17 protein-coding genes are annotated in these 21,855 nt (G+C 36.3%); all 17 read right to left on the bottom strand.

All coding sequences use genetic code 11. The features are described 5' to 3' along the window. Positions 1–39: 39 nt before the first annotated feature. The 17 genes from sigE to panE all read right to left on the bottom strand — a co-directional run bounded on the left by sigE (position 40) and on the right by panE (position 21,730). A complete protein-coding gene (gene sigE / locus AC1DS7_RS19780) occupies positions 40–759 on the bottom strand; it encodes an RNA polymerase sporulation sigma factor SigE (protein WP_002128857.1) in 720 nt (239 codons plus the stop codon). A 19-nt stretch (positions 760–778) separates the two neighbouring features. Continuing rightward, positions 779–1,696, bottom strand: a complete 918-nt coding sequence (spoIIGA, locus tag AC1DS7_RS19775) for a sigma-E processing peptidase SpoIIGA (RefSeq protein WP_002142939.1) — start codon at positions 1,694–1,696, stop codon at positions 779–781. 455 nt (positions 1,697–2,151) lie between these two features. Next, positions 2,152–3,306, bottom strand: coding sequence for a cell division protein FtsZ (ftsZ, locus tag AC1DS7_RS19770; RefSeq protein WP_476999163.1), 1,155 nt, complete (start codon positions 3,304–3,306; stop codon positions 2,152–2,154). Positions 3,307–3,345: 39 nt separating this feature from the next. Continuing rightward, positions 3,346–4,647: a cell division protein FtsA gene (gene ftsA, locus AC1DS7_RS19765; protein ID WP_002014731.1), complete on the bottom strand. Its 1,302-nt coding sequence runs from the start codon at positions 4,645–4,647 to the stop codon at positions 3,346–3,348. A 401-nt stretch (positions 4,648–5,048) separates the two neighbouring features. Further along, the gene (gene divIB / locus AC1DS7_RS19760; RefSeq protein WP_002014733.1) at positions 5,049–5,819 is read right to left on the bottom strand and encodes a cell division protein DivIB; all 771 of its coding nucleotides are present in this window, start codon (positions 5,817–5,819) and stop codon (positions 5,049–5,051) included. A 98-nt stretch (positions 5,820–5,917) separates the two neighbouring features. Further along, positions 5,918–6,823 (bottom strand): UDP-N-acetylmuramate dehydrogenase, encoded by a 906-nt coding sequence (murB, locus tag AC1DS7_RS19755; RefSeq protein ID WP_002142941.1) that lies wholly within the window; start codon positions 6,821–6,823, stop codon positions 5,918–5,920. 61 nt (positions 6,824–6,884) lie between these two features. Then, positions 6,885–7,979, bottom strand: coding sequence for an undecaprenyldiphospho-muramoylpentapeptide beta-N-acetylglucosaminyltransferase (murG, locus tag AC1DS7_RS19750; RefSeq protein WP_002088269.1), 1,095 nt, complete (start codon positions 7,977–7,979; stop codon positions 6,885–6,887). 102 nt (positions 7,980–8,081) lie between these two features. Then, positions 8,082–9,173, bottom strand: a complete 1,092-nt coding sequence (spoVE, locus tag AC1DS7_RS19745) for a stage V sporulation protein E (protein WP_002014736.1) — start codon at positions 9,171–9,173, stop codon at positions 8,082–8,084. 89 nt (positions 9,174–9,262) lie between these two features. After that, positions 9,263–10,615, bottom strand: coding sequence for a UDP-N-acetylmuramoyl-L-alanine--D-glutamate ligase (gene murD / locus AC1DS7_RS19740; RefSeq protein ID WP_002142942.1), 1,353 nt, complete (start codon positions 10,613–10,615; stop codon positions 9,263–9,265). Next, entirely contained in the window at positions 10,616–11,590 is a 975-nt protein-coding gene (mraY, locus tag AC1DS7_RS19735; protein ID WP_002014738.1) for a phospho-N-acetylmuramoyl-pentapeptide-transferase, read from the bottom strand. Positions 11,591–11,612: 22 nt separating this feature from the next. Further along, positions 11,613–13,088 carry a UDP-N-acetylmuramoyl-L-alanyl-D-glutamate--2,6-diaminopimelate ligase gene (murE, locus tag AC1DS7_RS19730; RefSeq protein WP_002014740.1) on the bottom strand — a complete coding sequence of 492 codons (1,476 nt, stop codon included), beginning with the start codon at positions 13,086–13,088 and terminating at the stop codon, positions 11,613–11,615. A gap of 210 nt (positions 13,089–13,298) precedes the next feature. Further along, on the bottom strand, positions 13,299–15,215 hold the full coding sequence (locus AC1DS7_RS19725) for a stage V sporulation protein D (protein ID WP_002014741.1): 1,917 nt from the start codon (positions 15,213–15,215) through the stop codon (positions 13,299–13,301). Between the two features lie 81 nt (positions 15,216–15,296). Further along, positions 15,297–17,447 carry a penicillin-binding protein gene (locus AC1DS7_RS19720; RefSeq protein ID WP_434088044.1) on the bottom strand — a complete coding sequence of 717 codons (2,151 nt, stop codon included), beginning with the start codon at positions 17,445–17,447 and terminating at the stop codon, positions 15,297–15,299. 22 nt (positions 17,448–17,469) lie between these two features. Further along, positions 17,470–17,832: a cell division protein FtsL gene (gene ftsL / locus AC1DS7_RS19715; RefSeq protein ID WP_002014745.1), complete on the bottom strand. Its 363-nt coding sequence runs from the start codon at positions 17,830–17,832 to the stop codon at positions 17,470–17,472. Positions 17,833–17,847: 15 nt separating this feature from the next. Then, complete coding sequence (gene rsmH, locus AC1DS7_RS19710) at positions 17,848–18,780, bottom strand: 16S rRNA (cytosine(1402)-N(4))-methyltransferase RsmH (protein ID WP_002014746.1); 933 nt, start codon at positions 18,778–18,780, stop codon at positions 17,848–17,850. A 366-nt stretch (positions 18,781–19,146) separates the two neighbouring features. Continuing rightward, positions 19,147–20,763 carry a bacillithiol biosynthesis cysteine-adding enzyme BshC gene (gene bshC, locus AC1DS7_RS19705; RefSeq protein ID WP_002128861.1) on the bottom strand — a complete coding sequence of 539 codons (1,617 nt, stop codon included), beginning with the start codon at positions 20,761–20,763 and terminating at the stop codon, positions 19,147–19,149. Positions 20,764–20,842: 79 nt separating this feature from the next. Continuing rightward, positions 20,843–21,730: a 2-dehydropantoate 2-reductase gene (gene panE / locus AC1DS7_RS19700; RefSeq protein ID WP_016100703.1), complete on the bottom strand. Its 888-nt coding sequence runs from the start codon at positions 21,728–21,730 to the stop codon at positions 20,843–20,845. Positions 21,731–21,855 lie beyond the last annotated feature (125 nt).

Here is a 21,855-nt window from a genome sequence, read left to right as displayed (position 1 = left end):
AAGAATAAGACCAGTCTAGATACCGACTGGTCTTATTCTTCACACCATTTTATTAAATTCTTTTCGTAATCTTTTTATAATTCTTTTTTCCAAACGAGAAATATAAGACTGTGAAATTCCAAGCATATCAGCCACATCTTTTTGTGTCTTCTCTTCGCCACCAGCGAGTCCAAACCGAAGCTCCATAATTTGTTTTTCACGGTCATTTAATTGATGCAATGCTTTCATTAAAAGATGACGATCTACAGTAGCTTCTAAATCTTTTGTAATAATGTCATCATCTGTACCTAAAACATCTGATAGTAACAGTTCATTTCCGTCCCAATCAATGTTAAGCGGTTCATCAAAAGAAACTTCCGAACGATTTTTATTATTTCGACGCAAATGCATTAAAATTTCATTTTCTATACAACGAGATGCATATGTTGCTAATTTAATTTTCTTTTCTGGATTAAATGTATTCACTGCCTTAATAAGACCAATTGTTCCTATACTAATCAAATCCTCAATATTGATCCCTGTATTTTCAAATTTTCTTGCTATATATACAACAAGCCTTAGGTTACGTTCAATAAGCATCGACCTCGCAGCTTGATCTCCATTTGGTAATTTATTCAAAAGAACTGCCTCTTCTTCTTTCGTTAACGGCGGTGGCAACGCTTCACTTCCACCAATATAATAAATTTCATCGGTCTTAATTCCTAATTTCAGCAATACTTTATACCAAAGGTATACCAAATAAAATTTAAATTTCACCATATTATCCCGCCTCTCATAATTAAGCAATTACCATCTTTTGCGAAATCAACATTTTCGGATGTACAATGCATTGATACTCTCCATTAGTAGATAATTGTTGTGTACTTAATCCAATCAGTACTTTGTTTACCACAACCGAACTACCTTCATGATAAACTCGCACACAATCTGGCTTAATTGCCCATAAAAATTGATTCTCTACTCCTACTGCTCGGAAAGGAATTAAACGTAGTTTCGTCGCCCATCCAGAATCATTTTCTGGTATTTGAGGAATTTCTGTTTTGGAATAAATTTGTTCTGTTAACCAAGCTGGCAAACAATGTTCTAATGATGAAATATGCATAATCATAACGGGTGTTTTCGTTAACGGGTCATAAAGTTGGTTCCCACTATCAATTAGACCTGCTAATTCTAGTTCCTCTCCAGCTAATTGAATTTCCACTTTCACGATTTGATCATAGTGTATCTTTGTGACCTCTACGCTTTCTATACGCTTTTTAGAAAAATAATAAATTACTGGAAAACCAAAAATAACAAATACCCAACTAATTGGATCACCGTAAGAAACTGATTTAGATTGAACTAATCCATTTACCATTTCGTTCGTTTGCAAAAAGTAATGCGTTCCAATTAATCCTCCACCAACCATAAAGGTTACAAAATAGAAAGTAAAAACAGTTTGTGTATAATTTCTAAATGTCGAAAACCCAAATGCTGTATACACAATAAGTAACGAGTACAATAGTTTCATAATTGGATGTGTCATCATAGAAGCAAAAGGCGTAAAGGCGAAAATAACAATAGTTGAACCTATAAATGCCCCTAACACAAGCCTCCATCTTTTGATTCTCTTTTTTAACACGGTGGCTGTTAATAAAAGTAAAAGAAAATCAATGCAGGCGTTTAACAACCAGACAATGTCGGCGTAAACAACCAAACAATTCACCTCTTTTTTTAAGTTGAGACTAGTATAATGCATATCCAATAGGAAAGTGTGTCAATTGGTGGAGGGATTTTTTTGTTATTTTGTGATTTCTAGACATAATCTGTCGGTAAAAAATAAAAGTGTATTTTTCATAGAATAATATAAATTTTTTACTTGTATACATAATAATTGAATTATATATATATACAAAGTTTATCTTGCTATTTGCGGGCAGTAAGACCTTGCCTCAAAATTCAGCTATAAAAAAGGACAGAAGTTAAGTGGGAGTCGGGCTAACAATCATTTTTGGATGAACACCCCCGACTAATTAAAGTTTCAATTTATCACAGCTTATGGCTTAAAAATAGGACTGGGCTCTCCATATGCAAAATAATAAAAAAAGATCTGCTTAGCAGATCTTTTCCATTTAGACAACAAAAAAAAGGAGCATGAAAGCTCCTTTTCTTTTATCGTCTACGACGGTTACGTAAGAATGCTGGAATATCGATGTCATCTGAATCTGTATGACGATCATGCACAACCGGCTCTTCACGTTTCATTTCACGCTTAACTTCACGTTGTTTTGAAGGTTGAGCTACTGGTTGTTGTTGCGGTTGTGTGTGATTCGCAGTCGGACGGATAATTGGTTTTGGTGGTTGTGTCGAAGCACTATCATCAAAACCAGTTGCAATTACAGTGACAACTATATCATCTTTTAATCCTTCATTAATAACAGAACCGAAGATCATATTTACTTCTGGATCCGAAGCTGAAGCTACAATGTCTGCTGCTTCTTGTACTTCATATAAACTTAAGTTTGCGCCGCCCGTAATGTTCATAATAACACCTTGAGCTCCATCAATAGATGTTTCTAGTAATGGACTAGAAATCGCTTTTTTCGCAGCTTCAGCAGCACGATTTTCACCATTACCAGAACCGATACCCATTAAAGCAGAACCTCTATTAGACATAATTGTTTTTACGTCTGCAAAGTCTAAGTTAATTAGACCTGGTGTAGCAATTAAATCAGAAATACCTTGAACACCTTGACGTAATACGTTATCTGCTTCACGGAACGCTTCTAACATTGGCGTATTTTTATCAACAATCTCTAATAAGCGATCATTTGGAATTACGATAAGTGTATCTACATTTTCTTTAAATGACGCAATACCAGATGCAGCTTGAGTTGCACGTTTACGCCCTTCAAATGTAAATGGACGTGTTACAACACCAACTGTTAACGCGCCTAGTTCTTTTGCAACTTGAGCAACAACTGGAGCTGCACCAGTTCCAGTTCCGCCGCCCATACCAGCAGTTACGAAGACCATATCCGCGCCACGAAGCGCTTCTTGAATCTGTTCTTTACTTTCTTCTGCAGCTTTTTTCCCTACTTCAGGGTTTGCGCCTGCACCAAGTCCACGCGTTAATTTTCCACCAATTTGCATTTTCGTTTCAGCTTTTGATAGATTTAATGCTTGTGCATCAGTATTCACAGCGATAAAGTCTACACCTTGTACACCGTGTTCAATCATACGGTTTACAGCGTTGTTTCCGCCACCGCCGACACCGATAACTTTTATATTCGCTAATTGATCTTGAGTAGTATCAAACTCTAACATGTCGAAATCCCCCTAGAACCTCATTTTTCGTGTCCAATTTTAATCCCATAAATAACGGAATGCACGTTTTACTTTTGACATCATGCGGTCATCATTTTGATTAGTATTGTTTTGATTACGAGTTTTTTGTTTCGCAGGTTGCTGTTGTACCGGCATTGGTGCTGGTACTGGTTCAAAATGTTCTTGCTTTTCCTGCACATTTTTCCCACGTAATTTAGCTTTTTGATAAGAATGTTTAATTAATCCAACTCCACTTGTATATTGAGGCTCACGAACACCAATATAATCAGGAGTTGCTATACGAACATTTTCATGTAAAATATCGTATGCAAGATCAAGAACCCCTGGCATAGAAGCTATCCCACCAGTTAGTACATATCCAGAAGCAGCTTGCTTTACTCCTAACTTATGCACTTCATCTTGAACAAACATTAAAATTTCCTCTACACGAGCCTCTATTATATCCGATAATTCCAACTGAGAATATTGTTCTGTTTGATCGCTTCCCATAATAGGAACCGTAAACATCTCTTCTTCAGATGCTGTATCATAAAAAGCATGTCCATATTTCAGCTTAATTTGATCTGCATTTTCTGTTGAAGTTTTCAGCCCAATCGCTATATCCTTCGTTATATGATCTCCACCTAATGGCAATACGCTCGTTGCTTGCAACTCTCCATCTTTAAAAATAGATAAGGTTGTAGATCCTCCGCCCATATCAACAAGGGCTACCCCTCTATTTCTTTCATCCGAAGATAACGCAACTGTCGCTGCCGCTAAAGGTTGCAGACAAATATCAACAATTTCAAGACCTGCTTTTTCTACACAACGAAGTAGGTTATGTAGTAAAGTTCTCGAGCCTGTAATAAGTGTACCTTCCATTTCTAATCTTACACCGATCATCCCGCGTGGATCGTTAATCTCGTCAAGACCGTCTACAATGAACTGTCGAGGTACCACATCAATAAATTCACGTTCAGGAGCAATTGACACAACTTGCGCTGCATCTAGAACGCGTAAGACATCTTCATTCCCGATTTCACGATCTTCATTTGAAACAGCGACTACTCCGTGACACGGGAGCAACTGTACCTGGTTTGCATTGACACCTACTACAACTTGCTCAATGTGGATACCCACCATGCGCTCAGCTTGTTCAATTGCTTTTTTAATTGATCGAACAGTTTCATCTATATCAACTATCGATCCCTTTTTCAAACCATTTGATTTTACGTTTCCAACACCAATAATGTTTAAGCTATCATTAACCATTTCACCAATGATGACTTTAACATTGGATGTACCGATGTCAAGACTAACATATATTTCATTGCTGTTCATTCTTTGGCACCTCCTTCTTTATTTATACCATACAACTCAATATATGGAACAACAATCGCAACTTTACTATTTATAAGAAAAATATTCAACGTCTTTGTACGTTTCCCTTTTTTAACCCTATATTTTTCTTATTTTTATTTAACATTCATTTAAGAATATCGCAGTAACCTGTGAATAACTGCTCTATCTTGAAATAATTATATTCCAAGTGTAAAGATTACCGCCAAGTATAAGTCTACACTAAGATGTACTTGTAGAAAAGTGAAACTTGTACCAATCCTAGTATGAATCTAAGAAAATTTACATTTTTTTCATCAAATTAAGCATTCTTGCAAATTAGCATCCATATAAAAGAACGTTTGTTTCATTTCATACGTAATAACGCAGTAAAAACTATCATTCTATTCTTTCTTTTCTTCAGCACCTAGTTCCTTCGTATATGCACCCACTTCTAAGTCAATTAAAACCTTCTTACCAGGTTCAATTGTTTTTAAAATAAGTGGATAAGCTTCCATTCGCTTTGCGAAATTTTGAATAGTGGTGCTCACTTCATATCCTTCATTCATATATAAAGTAAGATGATCTTCATTTGCGTTCGTTGGTGTATAACGGATTTCAGAAATAGACCTTAAAATAGTTGGCGTTAATTTTTCTAGTTCTGCAATTAATTCCTTCATTTTTTCCTCTTTAAATGGTTCAAAAATTGGTGCTGCAACTGGAAGCTTTCCGTTCGGAAGTACATCGAGTGTTTTCCCATTTTCTAATAACGGTTGTAATTTCCCATCTTTGTTTATATAGCCAATTGTTAAATATTCTTCGATATGAACATCAATTTTGTTTGGGAAACGTTTTTTTACATTTACCTCTTTAATTTCTTTTCGTTTCGTTAAGTTTTCTTCTGCTTTATGTGCTGTTACTCGGAAATAACTCGTATCATATGTCACACCTGATTCCTTCATAACTTGTTCATCTGTCATATAATGATTTCCAAAGACACTTATCTTTTTTATATTACTAAGCGGAGACCGAAAATAAATTAAAAAGAGTACTAATAAAAATAAAATCGATATGTATAAAATTAACCGATGATTAACAGGTTTCTTATTTTTTTTATTTTGATTCTTTAATTTTGGTACACGATCTTGTAGTTTAATCACTTTACTATTTTTCATGTACGATCCCCCTATGTAACATAAAGAACGGCATGTTCCTCATGCCGTTCTTATCTTCTTATTATAACATAAATGATAATGAGCGGAACGAACAACCGTTATCTTCCAATTATTTCTACTTCTGTATGCATATCAACACCAAATTTATCTTTAATTGTACGCTTTACCAATGCGATTAAGTCTAATACATCTTGCGCTGAGGCCACACCAGTATTAACAATAAAATTCCCATGCATTTCAGAAATTTGAGCTCCACCTATTGTATAACCACGAAGCCCTGATTTTTCTATTAAATCTCCTGCAAAATAGGGGACTGGATTTCGAAATATACTTCCTGCACAAGGGTGATTCCAAGGCTGCGTTTCACGGCGATACTCTTTATTCTTTTGCATGCTTCTTACAATTCCCTCTCGTTCGCCTACCTCTAATTGGAATTCAGCTTCCAAAACAATACCAGGGCGTTTCATTTGCAATACAGATGTGCGATAAGAAAAGCCCATTTCGGTATTCGTCAACCAATTAATTGTTCCATTGTCAAACAAAATACGAGCTTTCGTTAATACACTCGATATGTCGGACTTATGAGCGCCTGCATTCATATACACTGCACCGCCAACACTTCCTGGAATACCACTTGCAAATTCCAGGCCCGCTAATCCCTGTCGACTAAGTAAAGTTGACAATTTAATAAGGGGATATCCAGCACCGACTCTTACTCTATGTTTTTCGACTTCTAAATGGTCTAATCCTTCTCCTAAACGAATAACCACACCTTCTATACCTTGATCAGATACGAGAAGATTTGAACCACGACCAATTGCAGTCCACCTTGTCTTGTACTTCTTTACTAACTCTAGAGTCTTCTCAATACCAGCAACATGCTTTGGTACAATTAAAATATCAGCTGGTCCGCCTATTTTCATAGTCGTGTAACGCGCTAACGGTTCATTAACTAACACGCTACCAACATTTGCTTCTAAAAGCTCTTTTACTAATTGTTCCATAGACAATCTCCCCCATATCAAGTCTCCTTATTACAGTAATATGCGGGGCGTTCACCTAATGTTATTTTTTAATAAGCTTGTTCATTACTTCATATAGCTTATTTGCTGCATCTGGAATACCAAGTTGCTTAGTAGCCAGTTTCATATTTTGTAATGTTTGTGTATCCAATAAAATCTCATCAATGTCACGAATAAGCGTTTCAGATGTTAAATCTTTTTCAAGTAGCATTTTAGCTGCTCCTTTATCAACAACTGATCGTGCATTTTTTTCTTGATGGTTATTTGTTACGTACGGACTTGGAATTAATACACTCGGCTTTCCTAACGCTGTTAATTCTGCAAGCGTTGTAGCCCCTGCCCTTGAAACAACAAGATCTACACCCGTCAGTACCTCTGGCATATTATGAATAAAAGGTTTAATAATAACATTATTCGGATTCCCTTTTTGTTTCACGGCTTCCATAACTTTATCATAATGTACTTCGCCTGTTACATATAATACTTCGTAACTTTTATTCCCAAATTGTTCAATCGCTTCTACAAAAGCATCGTTAATCGGTCTAGCCCCGCGGCTCCCACCAAAAATAAGCACGGATTTTTTAGAAAGGGATAGTCCTACCGAACGTTTTCCTTTCATTCCATTTTGGTCCATTACTTCTGATGCACGTGGATTACCTGTCATAACCACTTTTGACTGTGGAAAATGTTCTGCAGCTGCTTCAAAACAAACTGCAACTTTATCGACATAACGACTTAAAAATTTATTCGTTACACCAGGTACACTATTTTGTTCATGGACAATAGTCGGAATACCTAATTTAGCCGCAGCATATACAACTGGCCCACATACGTATCCACCCGTACCAATCACAATATCAGGGTTAAAACGACGAATATATCGTTTACTATCTTGAACACCTTTTAGGAAACGCATCACGGTTTTTACATTATCAAGAGATATTTTTCGTTTAAATCCACTTATAACAATAGATTGGAACGGAATACCCGCTTTCGGTACGATGGTACTCTCTAATCCATTCTCTGTACCAATGTATAAAAATCTTGCTTCCGGATTTAGTTTTTTTATTTCTCTAATTAAAGCAAGAGCTGGATAAATATGTCCTCCAGTACCCCCACCACTTACTAATACTCGCACTACTGATTCCTCCACTTCCCTGTTCTTATTCAATCGTATTTATTTCTATATACATATTGTATTTTCACACACACACGAAAAACCCTGTCTTTTAAACAGGGTTTAATAGCGAGAATGGCGACTTATATTCAATAATACACCTACTGCCATTAACATTAAGGTCAAACTTGATCCACCATAACTTAAAAATGGCAAAGTAATACCGGTAACAGGCATCAGTCCTGTTACAACACCAACATTAATCATTACTTGAATCGCAATCATCGCCACAATACCTACTGCTAAAAACGTACCATATAAATCTGGCGCTCCTAATGCTATACGAATCCCACGCCATAATAATAGACTAAATAATAATAACACAAATGAACCACCAATAAAACCTAATTCCTCGGATAAGATTGCAAATATAAAGTCTGTTTGTGGTTCAGGTAAATAAAGAAATTTTTGTCTACTTTGTCCAAGTCCAAGCCCAAATAAACCACCAGGTCCAATTGCGAGTAACGATTGGATAATTTGAAATCCACTTCCGAGCGGATCCGACCACGGATCTAAATATGATGTGATGCGTTTCATTCGATATGGCGCTGATGCAATTAACCCTACAAATCCCGCTGCACCAAGCAAACCAAACATTGCAAAGTGAAAGACCCTTGCTCCCGAAATAAATATCATAATAATACATGTCCCAATCATTACCGTTCCCGTACCAAGATCTGGCTGTAACATAATTATCCCAAAAGCAAGAAATACAAAACTAAGAGCCGGTAGTAAACCTCGTTTAAAAGATGTAATTAATTTTTGTCGTTCCGCTAAAAATTTTGCTAAGAAAATAATCATCGCGAATTTCATAAACTCTGACGGTTGGATAGAAAATGCCCCGATTCCAATCCAACTTCGCGCCCCTCCACGAACGAGACCTACTCCAGGAATAAGAACGAGAATAAGAAGAACGAAACAAACTAGTAAAATTACTTTTGAATACGTACGCCATACCCAATAATCAATTTTCATCAGAAAAAACATAGCTACTACCCCAAGACTTGCAAATAACAATTGTCTTTTTGCAAAAAAGAATGAATCCCCCATTTTATAAGAGGCCCAAACCGCACTCGCACTATAAACCATAATCATTCCGATTGTTAACAACGCAAGTGTAACGATGATGAGAATAAAATCAGGCGTTTTCTTCATTACCCATGAACACCACCTCTTTGGGCAGAACCTTTGCCCTATGTAACAAAACATCAGTAGGTGTTAGCCTACTGATGTTTTGATTTACTTTATATAAGTTTATGCACAGCTTGTATAAAAATGTCTCCTCTTTCTTCAAATGTTTTAAATTGATCCCAGCTTGCACATGCTGGTGAAAGAAGAATTACATCACCATCGGTAGAATGAGCATAAGCTTTCACTACTGCATCATCTAAAGTATCGACACTTTCAATTACATCTAATCCTGCTTTTTCTGCCGCTCTTACTAATTTTGGTGCAGTTTGTCCAAATGTCACAATCGCTTTGACATGTTTAAAATATGGAATTAAATCATCAAATTCATTACCACGATCAAGTCCACCAGCCAATAATACAATCGGTTGTGTAAATGCAGATAATGCTTTTTCTGTCGCTAGCATATTCGTCGCTTTTGAATCATTATAAAATTTACGATTATTAATCGTTGTTACATATTCCAAGCGATGTTTTACACCTGTAAAACTTTTTAACACAGCAGTAATTGCTTCATTAGAAACACCTAGTAATTTAGCAATACTCATTGCTGCTAAAATATTTTCTAAATTGTGCTTACCAGGTAAAACAATATCACTTACTTTAACTACTTTTTCGCCTTTAAAATAAAGAGCGTTATCTTTTATATACGCACCATCTTCAATTTCTTTCGTCGTCGAAAATAATACTTTCTGTCCTTTACTATATGCCGATAACGCCATGACATCTGCATCATCTGCGTTAATTATACTATAATCTGCTTCAGTTTGGTTTTTGAAAATATTCGCTTTCGCCAAACCATACTCTTTCTTCGTCCCGTGATAATCTAAATGCGCTTCAAATAAATTTAAAAAGGCTGCAATTTTTGGTTGGAACGATTCCACTCCCATCAATTGAAACGATGAAAGTTCCGTAACGACAACTTCATTTTCCTTCGCCAATTGTGCAACTTCACAAGCTACAGTACCTATATTCCCCGCAATAACTGGGTGCTTTTGTCCTTCTTTTAACATTTCAAACGTTAACATTGTCGTTGTTGTTTTACCGTTAGATCCCGTAATCCCAACAAACGGTGCTGCTGAAATGGAATATGCTAATTCAACCTCAGTTACAATTGGAATTTGTTTTTCTTTCGCCGCCACTAAGAGTGGATTAGAATATGGAATTCCTGGATTTTTTACGACAAGTGAAATGTTTCTCTCCAGCAATTCTAATGGATGCCCACCACACACAACATCCATTCCTTCCGCTTGTAACTCAGCTGCAAGCACATTACCCGCTAATGGTTTCCCATCATTTACAATGACGTTTGCCCCTAACTTTTTTAATAAAGTAGCTGCTGCATAACCACTTTTAGCAATACCTAATACAAGAACATTTTTATTTTGATATTCAGTTACAGTTTTCAATTACATCCACACCCCGATATAAATTCCTAGCACAGCTAATAAAAATCCTACAGACCAAAACGTTACAACAACGCGCCACTCTGACCAACCACATAATTCATAATGATGATGTAATGGACTCATTTTAAAGACACGCTTTCCTGTTGTTTTGAACGAAATAACTTGGATAATAACAGATAAAGTTTCCGCTACGAATACACCGCCAATAATAACGAGTAACAATTCTTGTTTTAACAAAATCGCTACAGCTGCGATAGCACCACCTAAAGCTAGAGAACCAGTATCCCCCATAAATACTTTCGCTGGATTCGCATTGAATACTAAAAAGCCAAGTACAGCTCCTACGACTGCCATACAGAAAATCGCTACCCCAAATTGTTCTTGAGCTACAGCAATAATACTAAATGCTCCGAATGCAATAGCAGCTGTTCCTGATAATAAACCATCTAAACCATCTGTTAAATTAACCGCATTTGATCCACCAATAAGCATAAATAATACGAGAACAAAATACGCCCAGCCTAATTCAAATTTAACATCAGTTCCTGGAATCATGATATACGTGTGAAATGCTTGCCCTTTTCCAATTAAAAAGAACGCAATAGCAATTACAAGCTGACCAATCAATTTTTGTTTTGATGTTAAACCAAGATTTCTTTTCTTTACTACTTTTATGTAGTCATCTAAAAATCCGATTAATCCGTACCCAAATGTAACTAATAATAACAATGATACTTCTGCACCTAAATTGTTAAATTTAATCGCCATAATAAGCGTAGTCACCATCATAGATACATATATGACAATACCACCCATCGTTGGTGTCCCTGATTTCTTTTGATGTGACTTCGGTCCTTCGTCACGAATACTCTGTCCGAACTTTAACTTTCTTAAAAATGGAATAAATAATGGCGAAAGGGCAACAGAAATTAAAAATGCTACCCCAGCCGTTACTAATAAACCTTGTTCAAGCACATGTAGTCCTCCTCTCATGCTGTTACACTTCGTTGTTTAAACGCTCCGTGATTGCTTCTTTAGCAACTTCACGATCGTCAAAATGATGAACTTCTTTACCAATAATTTGATACGTTTCATGCCCTTTACCAGCAATAATAATAATATCTTCTGCTTTTACTTTCGAGATAGCGGAACGTATCGCTTCTTTTCGATCGACAATTACTTCATAATTATTCCCATTCACATCATTTACCATATCATCTAAAATAGCCTTCGGATCTTCACTTCTTGGATTATCTGATGTATAAATTGCATGAGTTGCATATTCTGTTGCGACACTTGCCATTATTGGTCTTTTCGTTCTATCTCTATCACCACCGCAACCAACGATACAATATACATCGCCTTTTGCAAACTGTTTTGCTGTTTTTAGTACGTTCTCTAAGCTATCAGGTGTATGCGCATAGTCAACAATAACTGTGTAATTTTGTCCACCATCTACAACTTCAAAACGTCCAGGAACGCCAGCAAGCTCTTTAATTACATCAATAATTGTTTGTAAGCTCACTCCTGAAACAAGACCTGCTGCTGTAGCAGCTAACACGTTGTATACATTAAACTTACCAATTAATTTCATCGTAACATTTACAGTTTCATACGGTGTTACAAGTGTAAATGTTGTACCGCCACTCGTCATTACGATATCTCGTGCCATAATGTCGCTTGCAACATCTATACCGTATGTTACAACAGTAGCTGCTGTACTTCTCATATACTCTTCTGCTACTGGATCATCACTGTTTAATATAGCGTATTTTTCACGATTATGATGATAACTATTGCCAAGCTGTGCGAAAAGCAACCCTTTCGCATGTTTATATTCTTCCATCGTTTTATGATAGTCTAAATGATCTTGTGTTAAATTCGTAAATACTGCAACATCATAATCGCACCCGTGTACACGGCCAAGATCTAAAGCATGAGACGAAACTTCCATTACTGTGCTATCCACACCTTGTTCAACCATTTTTGAAAATGTCTGTTGAAGTGTTAGTGCATCTGGTGTTGTATTTTTCACCTCAAATGTTTCATCACCGATTTTCATATTAATCGTTCCAATTAGCCCTGTTTTATGACCATGTGCGCGCATAATTTCATCCATAATATGCGATGTTGTTGTCTTTCCATTTGTACCTGTAATACCGATTAAATGTAACTTGTGTGTTGGTTGGCCATAAAAATAATCAGCTAAAACCGCTAGCGAACGAAAAGTATTTTTCACAAGTACAACTGGAACGTCAACATCAATTGGTCTTTCCGCAACAATAGCAGCCGCTCCTTGTGCGGCTGCTTGCTTAGCAAAGTCATGGCTATCAACCGTATATCCTTTCATACATATAAATAAGCTTCCCTCTTTCACTTTACGTGAATCCGCTTCAATAGATGTTATTTCTGGATTTTCTGTTGGAACAACTGGAAAATCATGCAAACATGATACAAGTGTATGCAACTTCATTTCACTAAACCCTCTCTACATTGTTTATTTATCTCTTATTTTAGCAAGTAACACGTTACCTCCTAGTTATATAAAAATAGGAGGTAAGTGCTACTATAGTCTAATCAATAGATTTATTTATTAATGAGACACTTATCGTCTCAAGTAAAGCAATTTTTCTATAAAGAACTCACTTCCACCAATTGTACCATAAAACACAATCAGTTACCTTTAATTCCCGAAGTAAATTCTAACTTTTGAACCCTCTTTTACTTTAGCTCCTGCTTCTGGCGATTGTTTAATTACTTTCCCACCATCACCACTTATATCAAGCTTCAAGTCTACAAGTTGCGTTTGTAAATCTTTCTTTTTCATACCAATTAAATTAGGAACTTCCACAGTTGGTGTATCGCCCCATTTATATTCTTTCTCAACTTGCTCTTTTCTCGGTTCCACTCCCATTACAGGAAGTGCGTCACGAAGAATATTCCCAACAATAGGTGCTGCTACAACTCCACCAAATTGAGTGACTCCTTTTGGATTATCCACTGCTACATAAACAACAATTTGCGGATCGTCAGCTGGAGCAAAACCGATAAATGATACAATATAGTTATTATCTAAATATTTTCCATCTTTCACCTTTTGAGCAGTTCCAGTTTTTCCACCTACACGATATCCATCAATATAAGCCCCTTTACCCGAACCTTTCGCTACAACATTCTCTAATGCGTAACGAACTTTCTCTGAAGTTTCCTTGGAAATAACTTCCCTTTTCGCAACAGGTGTCTTTTTGCTGACAACTTGATTATTCTTCGGATCAATAAATTCCTTCGCTATATATGGCTGATACAAAGTTCCACCATTTACAGCGGCCGCTACAGCTGCTACTTGTTGAATCGGTGTAACAGAAACACCTTGCCCAAATGAAGTCGTCGCTTGCTCGACTGGACCAACTTTATCTAAATTAAATAAAATCCCGCTACCTTCACCTTGTAAATCAATTCCGGTCTTCTGTCCAAACCCAAAATTGCGAATGTATTTAAACAATCGATCTTTACCAAGACGATCACCGAGTTCAATAAATCCTGGGTTACAAGAGTTTTGAACTACCTCTAAAAACGTTTGGCTACCATGGCCTCCAGCTTTCCAACACCGCAATCTAGCTCCACCAACTTCAGCTGCCCCATCATCATAAAATGTATCTTTCTCTAAGTCTACTAAATTTTCATTCAAGGCTGCAGCTAATGTAATAATCTTAAATGTTGACCCCGGCTCATACGTACTCCATACAGGTAAGTTTCTGTTATATACTTCCGGAGAAACACTTTGGAAATCTGCTGGATCAAAACTTGGTCGACTTGACATACCTAAAATTTCACCATTTTTCGGATTCATTGCAATTGCTATCATACCATCAGGATTATACGTTGATTCCGCAATATTCATTTCTCTTTCCATAATCCTCGTAATGCGTGAATCAATTGTTAATCCTAAATTCAAGCCGGCTTCTGGTTTTTTGAAATCATCTCCAACGTTAGGCATTCTCTGTCCTTTCGCGTCTGCAAAAAATCGCACATGACCTTTATCACCATTTAGCTCTTTATCATAATATTTCTCTAGTCCCATAAGCCCTTGATTATCACTGCCCGCAAATCCTAATACGTGTGATAAAAAATTACCGAATGGATAGTACCGGATAGAATCCTCTGCGATGTACACACCCTTTAAACTTAATCCGCGTACTTCTTTCGCTTTGTCATGCGATATTTTCCTTCCGCCTTTATCAAGCCTTACAATCGATTCTTTTTTTGTAATCCGCTTATAAACATCATCTTTTTCCACACCTAATACTGCAGCTAACTTCTCTGCAGTCTCTGCTGGTTTTTCAATTTGCCTCGGCACAACAAAGACGGTCGGTGCACTTTTATTCGTAGCAAGCTCCACACCATTTCGATCTAAAATTTTCCCTCGCTCTGGTTCAAAAGTAATATTACGACTCCATGAATCCTTCGCACGATCCGTTAACATATTTCCAAGAAAAAATTGCACATATCCAAGACGAATATCGATAATGGTGAAAATGAGTATACCCGATATAAGTATAAAAATAAGTCGTTTTCTAACTGTTACATTTGATACACGCATATTGGAACAAGCCTCCCTTACGCCTAGCTTGTTCCAATATATGCTTGTACTTATTTAATTAGAACTTCTTCCCTATTACCATTATGGCTTTTCTGCTTCTTGCTGCGGTTCAAGTGGTGGTACGAGTGTTACACCTAATTCTGTACCAGGTTGCAACAATGTCCCTTCCGCTACACTTTGCTCAGTTACATATCCTGTACCAGAAGGTTTTAAGTTAAGCTTTAATGTTTTTGCTAAATTCATAACATCACGCAGTGCCCATCCCTGTATATTTGGCATTGTAGGTTTATCTCCTACTAAGAAGACTCGATCACCCTTTAATGTTTGTTCAGTTGCTTTTGGCACTTGCTGCTGCACTTTACCTTCACCTAATACGATTGGACGAAGTTTTGCTTTATCAATTGCTTTTTTCGCTTCTTCCATCGTTTTTCCGGTTACATCTGGAACGACAGTTTGTTGTTCTTTCACATATTTTTTCGGGTCTTTTACTTCATTCGGCTTAATCTTTAAGTACTCTAAGCTATTTTTCGTTACATATTTAAAGATATCTGCTAAAGGTTTAGCCCCGTTTTCATCATCTTTTAATTTTGGTTGTTTAACGGACACATACACAACAAGTTGCGGATCGTCCATCGGTGCCATACCTAAGAATGAGAATATATAATTCTCTCTTCCCGTCATATAGCCACCTTTCCCGTCAGGAATTTGTGCTGTACCTGTTTTCCCCCCGACTGAGTACCCATCAACTTTATATGCAGTTCCTGTTCCTTTCGGTGATGTAACAACACGTTCTAGTAATTGCCTTACTTGCGCTGCTGTATCTTTGGAAACAGGTTTTCCTACTTCTTCTGGCTTATGCTCTAGCTGTACTTTACCTGTTATTGGATCCACAATTTTATCAATTGTATAAGGTTTCATCATTTTCCCATCATTTGCAATCGCTGTTGCAGCTTGTACAAGTTGAATTGGTGTAACTGTAGAACCTTGTCCAAACGCTGTTGTTACTTGTTGTATTTGTTGATCAAATAAAATTGTATTTGACCCTTCACCAAGTAAATCAATGTTTGTTTTTTCATCTAATCCAAAATTATGAATATATTTCCGGAAACGATCTGGACCAAGTTTTTGATCACCTAAAATTGCAAACGCTACGTTTGAAGAGCGCTCTACCCCTTCGTCAAAAGTAATAGAACCCCATCCAGCGCCGCCGTTATGATCTTTTATTTTGCGATTACCTACTTGATATGTACCAGACTGATAAAAGTCTTGCCCATTGTATACACCTTCATTAATGGCCGCCGCTAATGTGAAAATCTTCATTGTTGATCCCGGTTCAAACGCATTTGCAATGGCGTCGTTGAAGAAATATTTAATTTGACGATCATTAGGGTCATAACTAGGTTTACTAGACATCGCTAATATTTTCCCTGTCTTCGGATCCGCAACAATCCCTATTAAATTTTCTGGTTCATAATGTTTACTCGCTTCTTTCATTGCGTCTTCTAAATAACTTTGAATACGTTGGTCAAGCGTTAAATACACATTATCTCCATTTTTAGGTGCCTTTACATTCACTTTCCCGCCGTCAAGAGATACTCCTTTACGGTCACCTGTATAAGCTACTTCACCATTAGAAGCACCTAAATATTTATCCAAACTCTTTTCTAAGCCAAATTGACCGACTGAGATTCCATTTTCATCAGGTTTCGCATGACCTATGACGTAAGATGCAAAATCACCGTTTGGATAAACTCTCGCATTTTCGGTAATAAAAGATATTCCCGGCAATTTCAATGCTTCTATTTGTTCTTTCTTTTCTTTCGTCAAGTCTTTACCCAATGTTCCAAATTCCACTTGACTTTTGCCTTCTTTATTTAAAGTAGCTAAAATTTTATCTTCATCTTTTCCGAGTACTCCTGCGATTTTCTTTGCAGTATCCTCTTTATCCTCAACAGGCTTAGCACCTTTTAATTCCGCTACCATTCTATAGGAATTTGCGTCTTGTGCTAGCACATGACCATTTTGATCATAAATTGTTCCTCGATTCGCTTCGAGAACTCCCTTTTTACTATGTTTCTGCTCAGCAAGTTTCTTCAAATCATGATTGTCCACTGTTCCTGTTGCTTGTATGTAAAAAAATCGGGCTAATAACAGCAAAAAGAGCAGGAGGAAAAATATCATAAAATAACCTGCTCCCTTATTGGTATGAAATTTGGTCATATTTCTCTTCATCTTTTCTTCACACCTATTTGCCTTACTTTAGGCCTTTCACATTATTCGCATTAATTTCTAGCCCGTGTTTTTTTGCAACTTCAGCGATACGTTCATAACGACTTAACTTCTCTACTTCAGCCTGCAATTCTTGATTTTCCTTTTGTTTTTTCACAATTTGTTCTTCTATCGTCGCTGCTTCTACATTAACTTGATATAGACCCGCTTTATTCCCAATAAAAGCTACACAAGCATATAATAAAAACCCAATAAACGTTACGTACAATAGCTTTTCAATTCTTGTAATTTTCGTTTTAACTTTTGGCTTAACCATCTGCTGTGGCGGCGCTTGAATTTGTACCTCTTCTTGCGCCTGTTGTTTATACTTTACAGCTAAATTAGTCATACCTCTCTCTCCTTTTTATCGTTTTTCAGCGATTCTCAACTTCGCAGAACGCGCTCGATTATTTTCTTCTAATTCAATGTCAGAAGGTAAAATCGGTTTCCTTGTAATAAGCTTTAATTTCGGCTTAAATTCATCCGGAATAATCGGTAGTCCCTGTGGTAATTGCGGCGTTGTGCTATTTCGCTTAAACGTCGTTTTACAAATACGATCTTCTAAAGAATGGAATGTTATAACACTAACTCTTCCACCAGGCTTGACCATATCAATTGCAGATTCCAACGCTTCTTCAAATACTTTTAATTCATCATTTACAGCAATACGAATCGCTTGAAATACTCGCTTCGCAGGATGTCCACCTGTTCTACGTGCCGGAGCTGGAATACCTTCTTTAATTAATTCCACTAATTCTCCTGTCGTTTCAATAGCCTTATTCTCGCGATAAGCTTCAATTTTCCTTGTTATTTGCTTTGAAAATTTTTCTTCTCCGTATTGGAAGAAAATTCTTACGAGTTGTTCATATGACCAGCTGTTCACAACATCATATGCTGTTAATGGGGCATCTTGATCCATCCGCATATCTAACGGTGCATCATGATGATAACTAAAGCCACGCTCTGGTGTATCTAATTGTGGGGATGAAACACCTAAATCGAATAAAATTCCGTCTACTTCTGTGATACCTAATTCATGTAGTTTTTCAGATAAATAACGGAAGTTGCTCTTCACTGTTACAAATTGTTCACCATAAGAAGAAAATTTTTCCTTCGCATTTTGAATCGCTATTTCATCTTGATCAAATGCTATTAACTTTCCACCATCTGTTAGCTGAGATAATAAATAAGAACTATGTCCTCCTCCACCCAGTGTACAATCTACATATGTACCACTCGGTTTTATATCTAAGCCATCTACTGTTTCTTTCAAAAGTACTGTTACGTGTTTGAACATTGCTGCACCTACTCTTTTTCCAATTAATTATGTTAAATACATTTCTCACTCTACAAACACAATTTACTACTAGAGGATGAAATGCTACTAAAGAACGACTCATTTAACTTCCAACAAGGTAGTACGCTATACAAATCGCTATTTTATTTTATTATATACTAAATTTTATCATTTTTTGCGGGAATTTAAACAAAAACCTGTCGAAAAAGATATTAATCCGTTTACATTTTGTGCTATTTTGTCATATATATATACCTGATACATAGCGATTCATTACATTAACATAAGATGGATAATTCAGAAATATTTCACTTCACAGTTAATTCAACAGAATAAAAATAAAATCCTGCTCAAAAGAGCAAGATTCTATAGTTTTATTACATGATGTTTTCCATCCCACGAAAAAGATTGCTCCATTACCCGGTCAACAAAATCAAGGCCGAACTGATTTAAATAATAACACACATTCCACACACGTTCTTGCGGTGCTCCTAATGGACGCAGCGCGAATTGTAAACGGCGGAATTTATTCAGTTGAACCTCATGTTTCTTCTCAACATTTCTTTTCAACATTTTTTCTAACAGTTCAATTTGCTCATTAATTTTCAGTTCATTTTTCCCCGCAAACTCATTTAACCCTGGATCTATTTTTTTCACGAATTGTTGTAATGATGTATGAATATCCATTATTTCTTTTTTCGCTTCTATAAATCGCTCGTCTATCGGTTCCTCTATTTGATTAGAAAGCCAATTGTCACGCAGATTATCTATATTATTTAGAAATGGATCAATTTCTTGCAAATCTAAATCATATAAATCTGTCGCTATATCTCGCTCCATATAAGTAATTGTAAGCCGCGGAACAACAGGCGGCATTTGGAAACCTGCCGTATGAAACACTTGTTGCAATTCACTCCAATAAGCTAACTCCCCTGGACCGCCAATAAACGCTAACGTAGGAAACACATATTCTTGCATAAGAGGGCGCGTTACAACATTATTACTAAAACGTTCTGGACTTCTTTCCATCTCTTCCATCAATTCTTCATACGAAAATGAATGCACTCCATCTTTTCCAATAAACTTCCCTTGATTCTCTTCAAGCAATACTCGCTCATTATCAATTTCCATAAATATATGCACTGCATTTGTCTTCGTTTCAATAATCGGTTTAAATCCTAATTCCTTAAGTACTTCCTGTTGATTACGAAGCCCTACTTGAATTTCTTTATATTTACTTATAATTTGTTGTAAAAACGGCACTTCTAATTTTCTTAATGCAGGATGATGTGAATCTACAAGAATTAAACCAGAATTTGCGAACATTTTCGTAATAAGGTGCGCAAAGAAATCTACATATGTATGCGATTTACCTAAAGCATCATCAACAAATTGTAATACATCCTTTGTAAAATTCGTTTCCGGATATGTTTTAAAAATCTCTTCGACCCATTTTCTACAGTCTTCAATAGAAAACTCAGACTCAGAAGCACTCGCCTTTTTCGGATAACGATCATGAAAAATGGTCTTTTTTATTTTTTTATTTTTCGTTACAAATGTATGATTAATTTCATCCATATCATGGTCTTCACCAGCAATCCAAAAGACAGGAACAACCCGAACCCCTAAGCTCTCTTCTTTTTCTTTTGCAAGCTGTAAAATTGAAATGATCTTATGAACTGTATAAAGCGGACCAGTTAATAACCCAGCTTGTTGTCCAGCTATAACTACATATGTATTTTCATCTTCAAGCGCTTTTATATTTTGAATTGTAAATTCTCCCGCTTGCAATTGTGTATTATATTCTAATAAATGCGTTACTAAATCTTGACGGAAAAACTCTCTCTCACGTAAATCATGTAAACGCTGTTTAAAAGCATCCTCTGTTAACAGATAATCAAAACATGACTGTATCTCTTTTTTACCGTTCATATAGTCCGCTACAACACCTTGTAGTGGAACAGAGATTTCTTTTATCTCCATATAATTCTTCCTTTCGTATCCTGTTCTCTCACCAACCCACATTGTATTCAATGTTTCACGTAAAAGCAAAGAAAAACACTTATAATTCCATTCCTTTTATTGCATTGAACAAAAATTGAAGTGTCGGAACAGATTGTTGTTGTTCCTTAGCTTCTTCTAATACATATCCAACAATCGCATTAACTTCCGTTTGTCTATTCGCTCTTACGTCCGCTAACATAGATGACGTATTATGGGATGTTTTTTCACATACTTGGCATACCATTTTCCATAGCATTTCCTTATCTTCTTCTTTAACAAGAAATGCAACTTCCTGAAATACTTGCTCCATCATTTGATAAAAAAGCGGGTTTGAAATTAACTCCCCGTTCTCAACCCGCAATAATGCCGTCAACGGATTAATACATACATTGACTACTAATTTATTACGCATAATCCCCTTCCAATCATCTTCTATCTGAATCGGAAAATAATCAAAAGGAAAACAATTAAATACCTTTTTAAAACAACTAGATTGACCACGCACTACACCAAACTTTGTAACACCTATTCCAGTATGACGAACTGTATGTCCATCCTCTTTTTTTGCACCATGCTCCACAATCCCGACTGCTATACGTTCATTTCCTATTTTTTGCATAACGTGAAGATGTGACATTCCATTTTGCAAAAAGATTAATGACGATTCTCCCTGCACAAAAGGTAATATATCAGTTACATGATATTGCTTTACAGCAATAAATGTATAATCTAACTGTTTATCCAGCATACTTTCTATCGGTAAAATAGATGGAAATACCGTTTCACGTTCTCCATTCCTAATACAAGTTACACCCGTTAAGTTTAATTCTTCTGCTTGCTTATCGTTTCTTGTAAACAACGTAACATCTTGATTACTTTTTTGTAAATAAAATGTATATAGGAGACCAATAGCTCCCGGTCCAACAATTCCAATTTTCATCTTCACACAAAGAACTCATATTAACAAGTGATATAAGTTCCCTTGCCTTTCCCCCTTTATATCTTATTAAATTACAATTACATAGTTGAGGATTCAATTATCTTTTAACAAATGCAACCTCTTCTTTCACT

This window comes from Bacillus sp. P4_E1 (assembly GCF_056401715.1).
The sequence above is the reverse complement of the archived record's forward strand: the minus strand, read 5'-3'. Positions and strand labels throughout refer to the sequence as shown.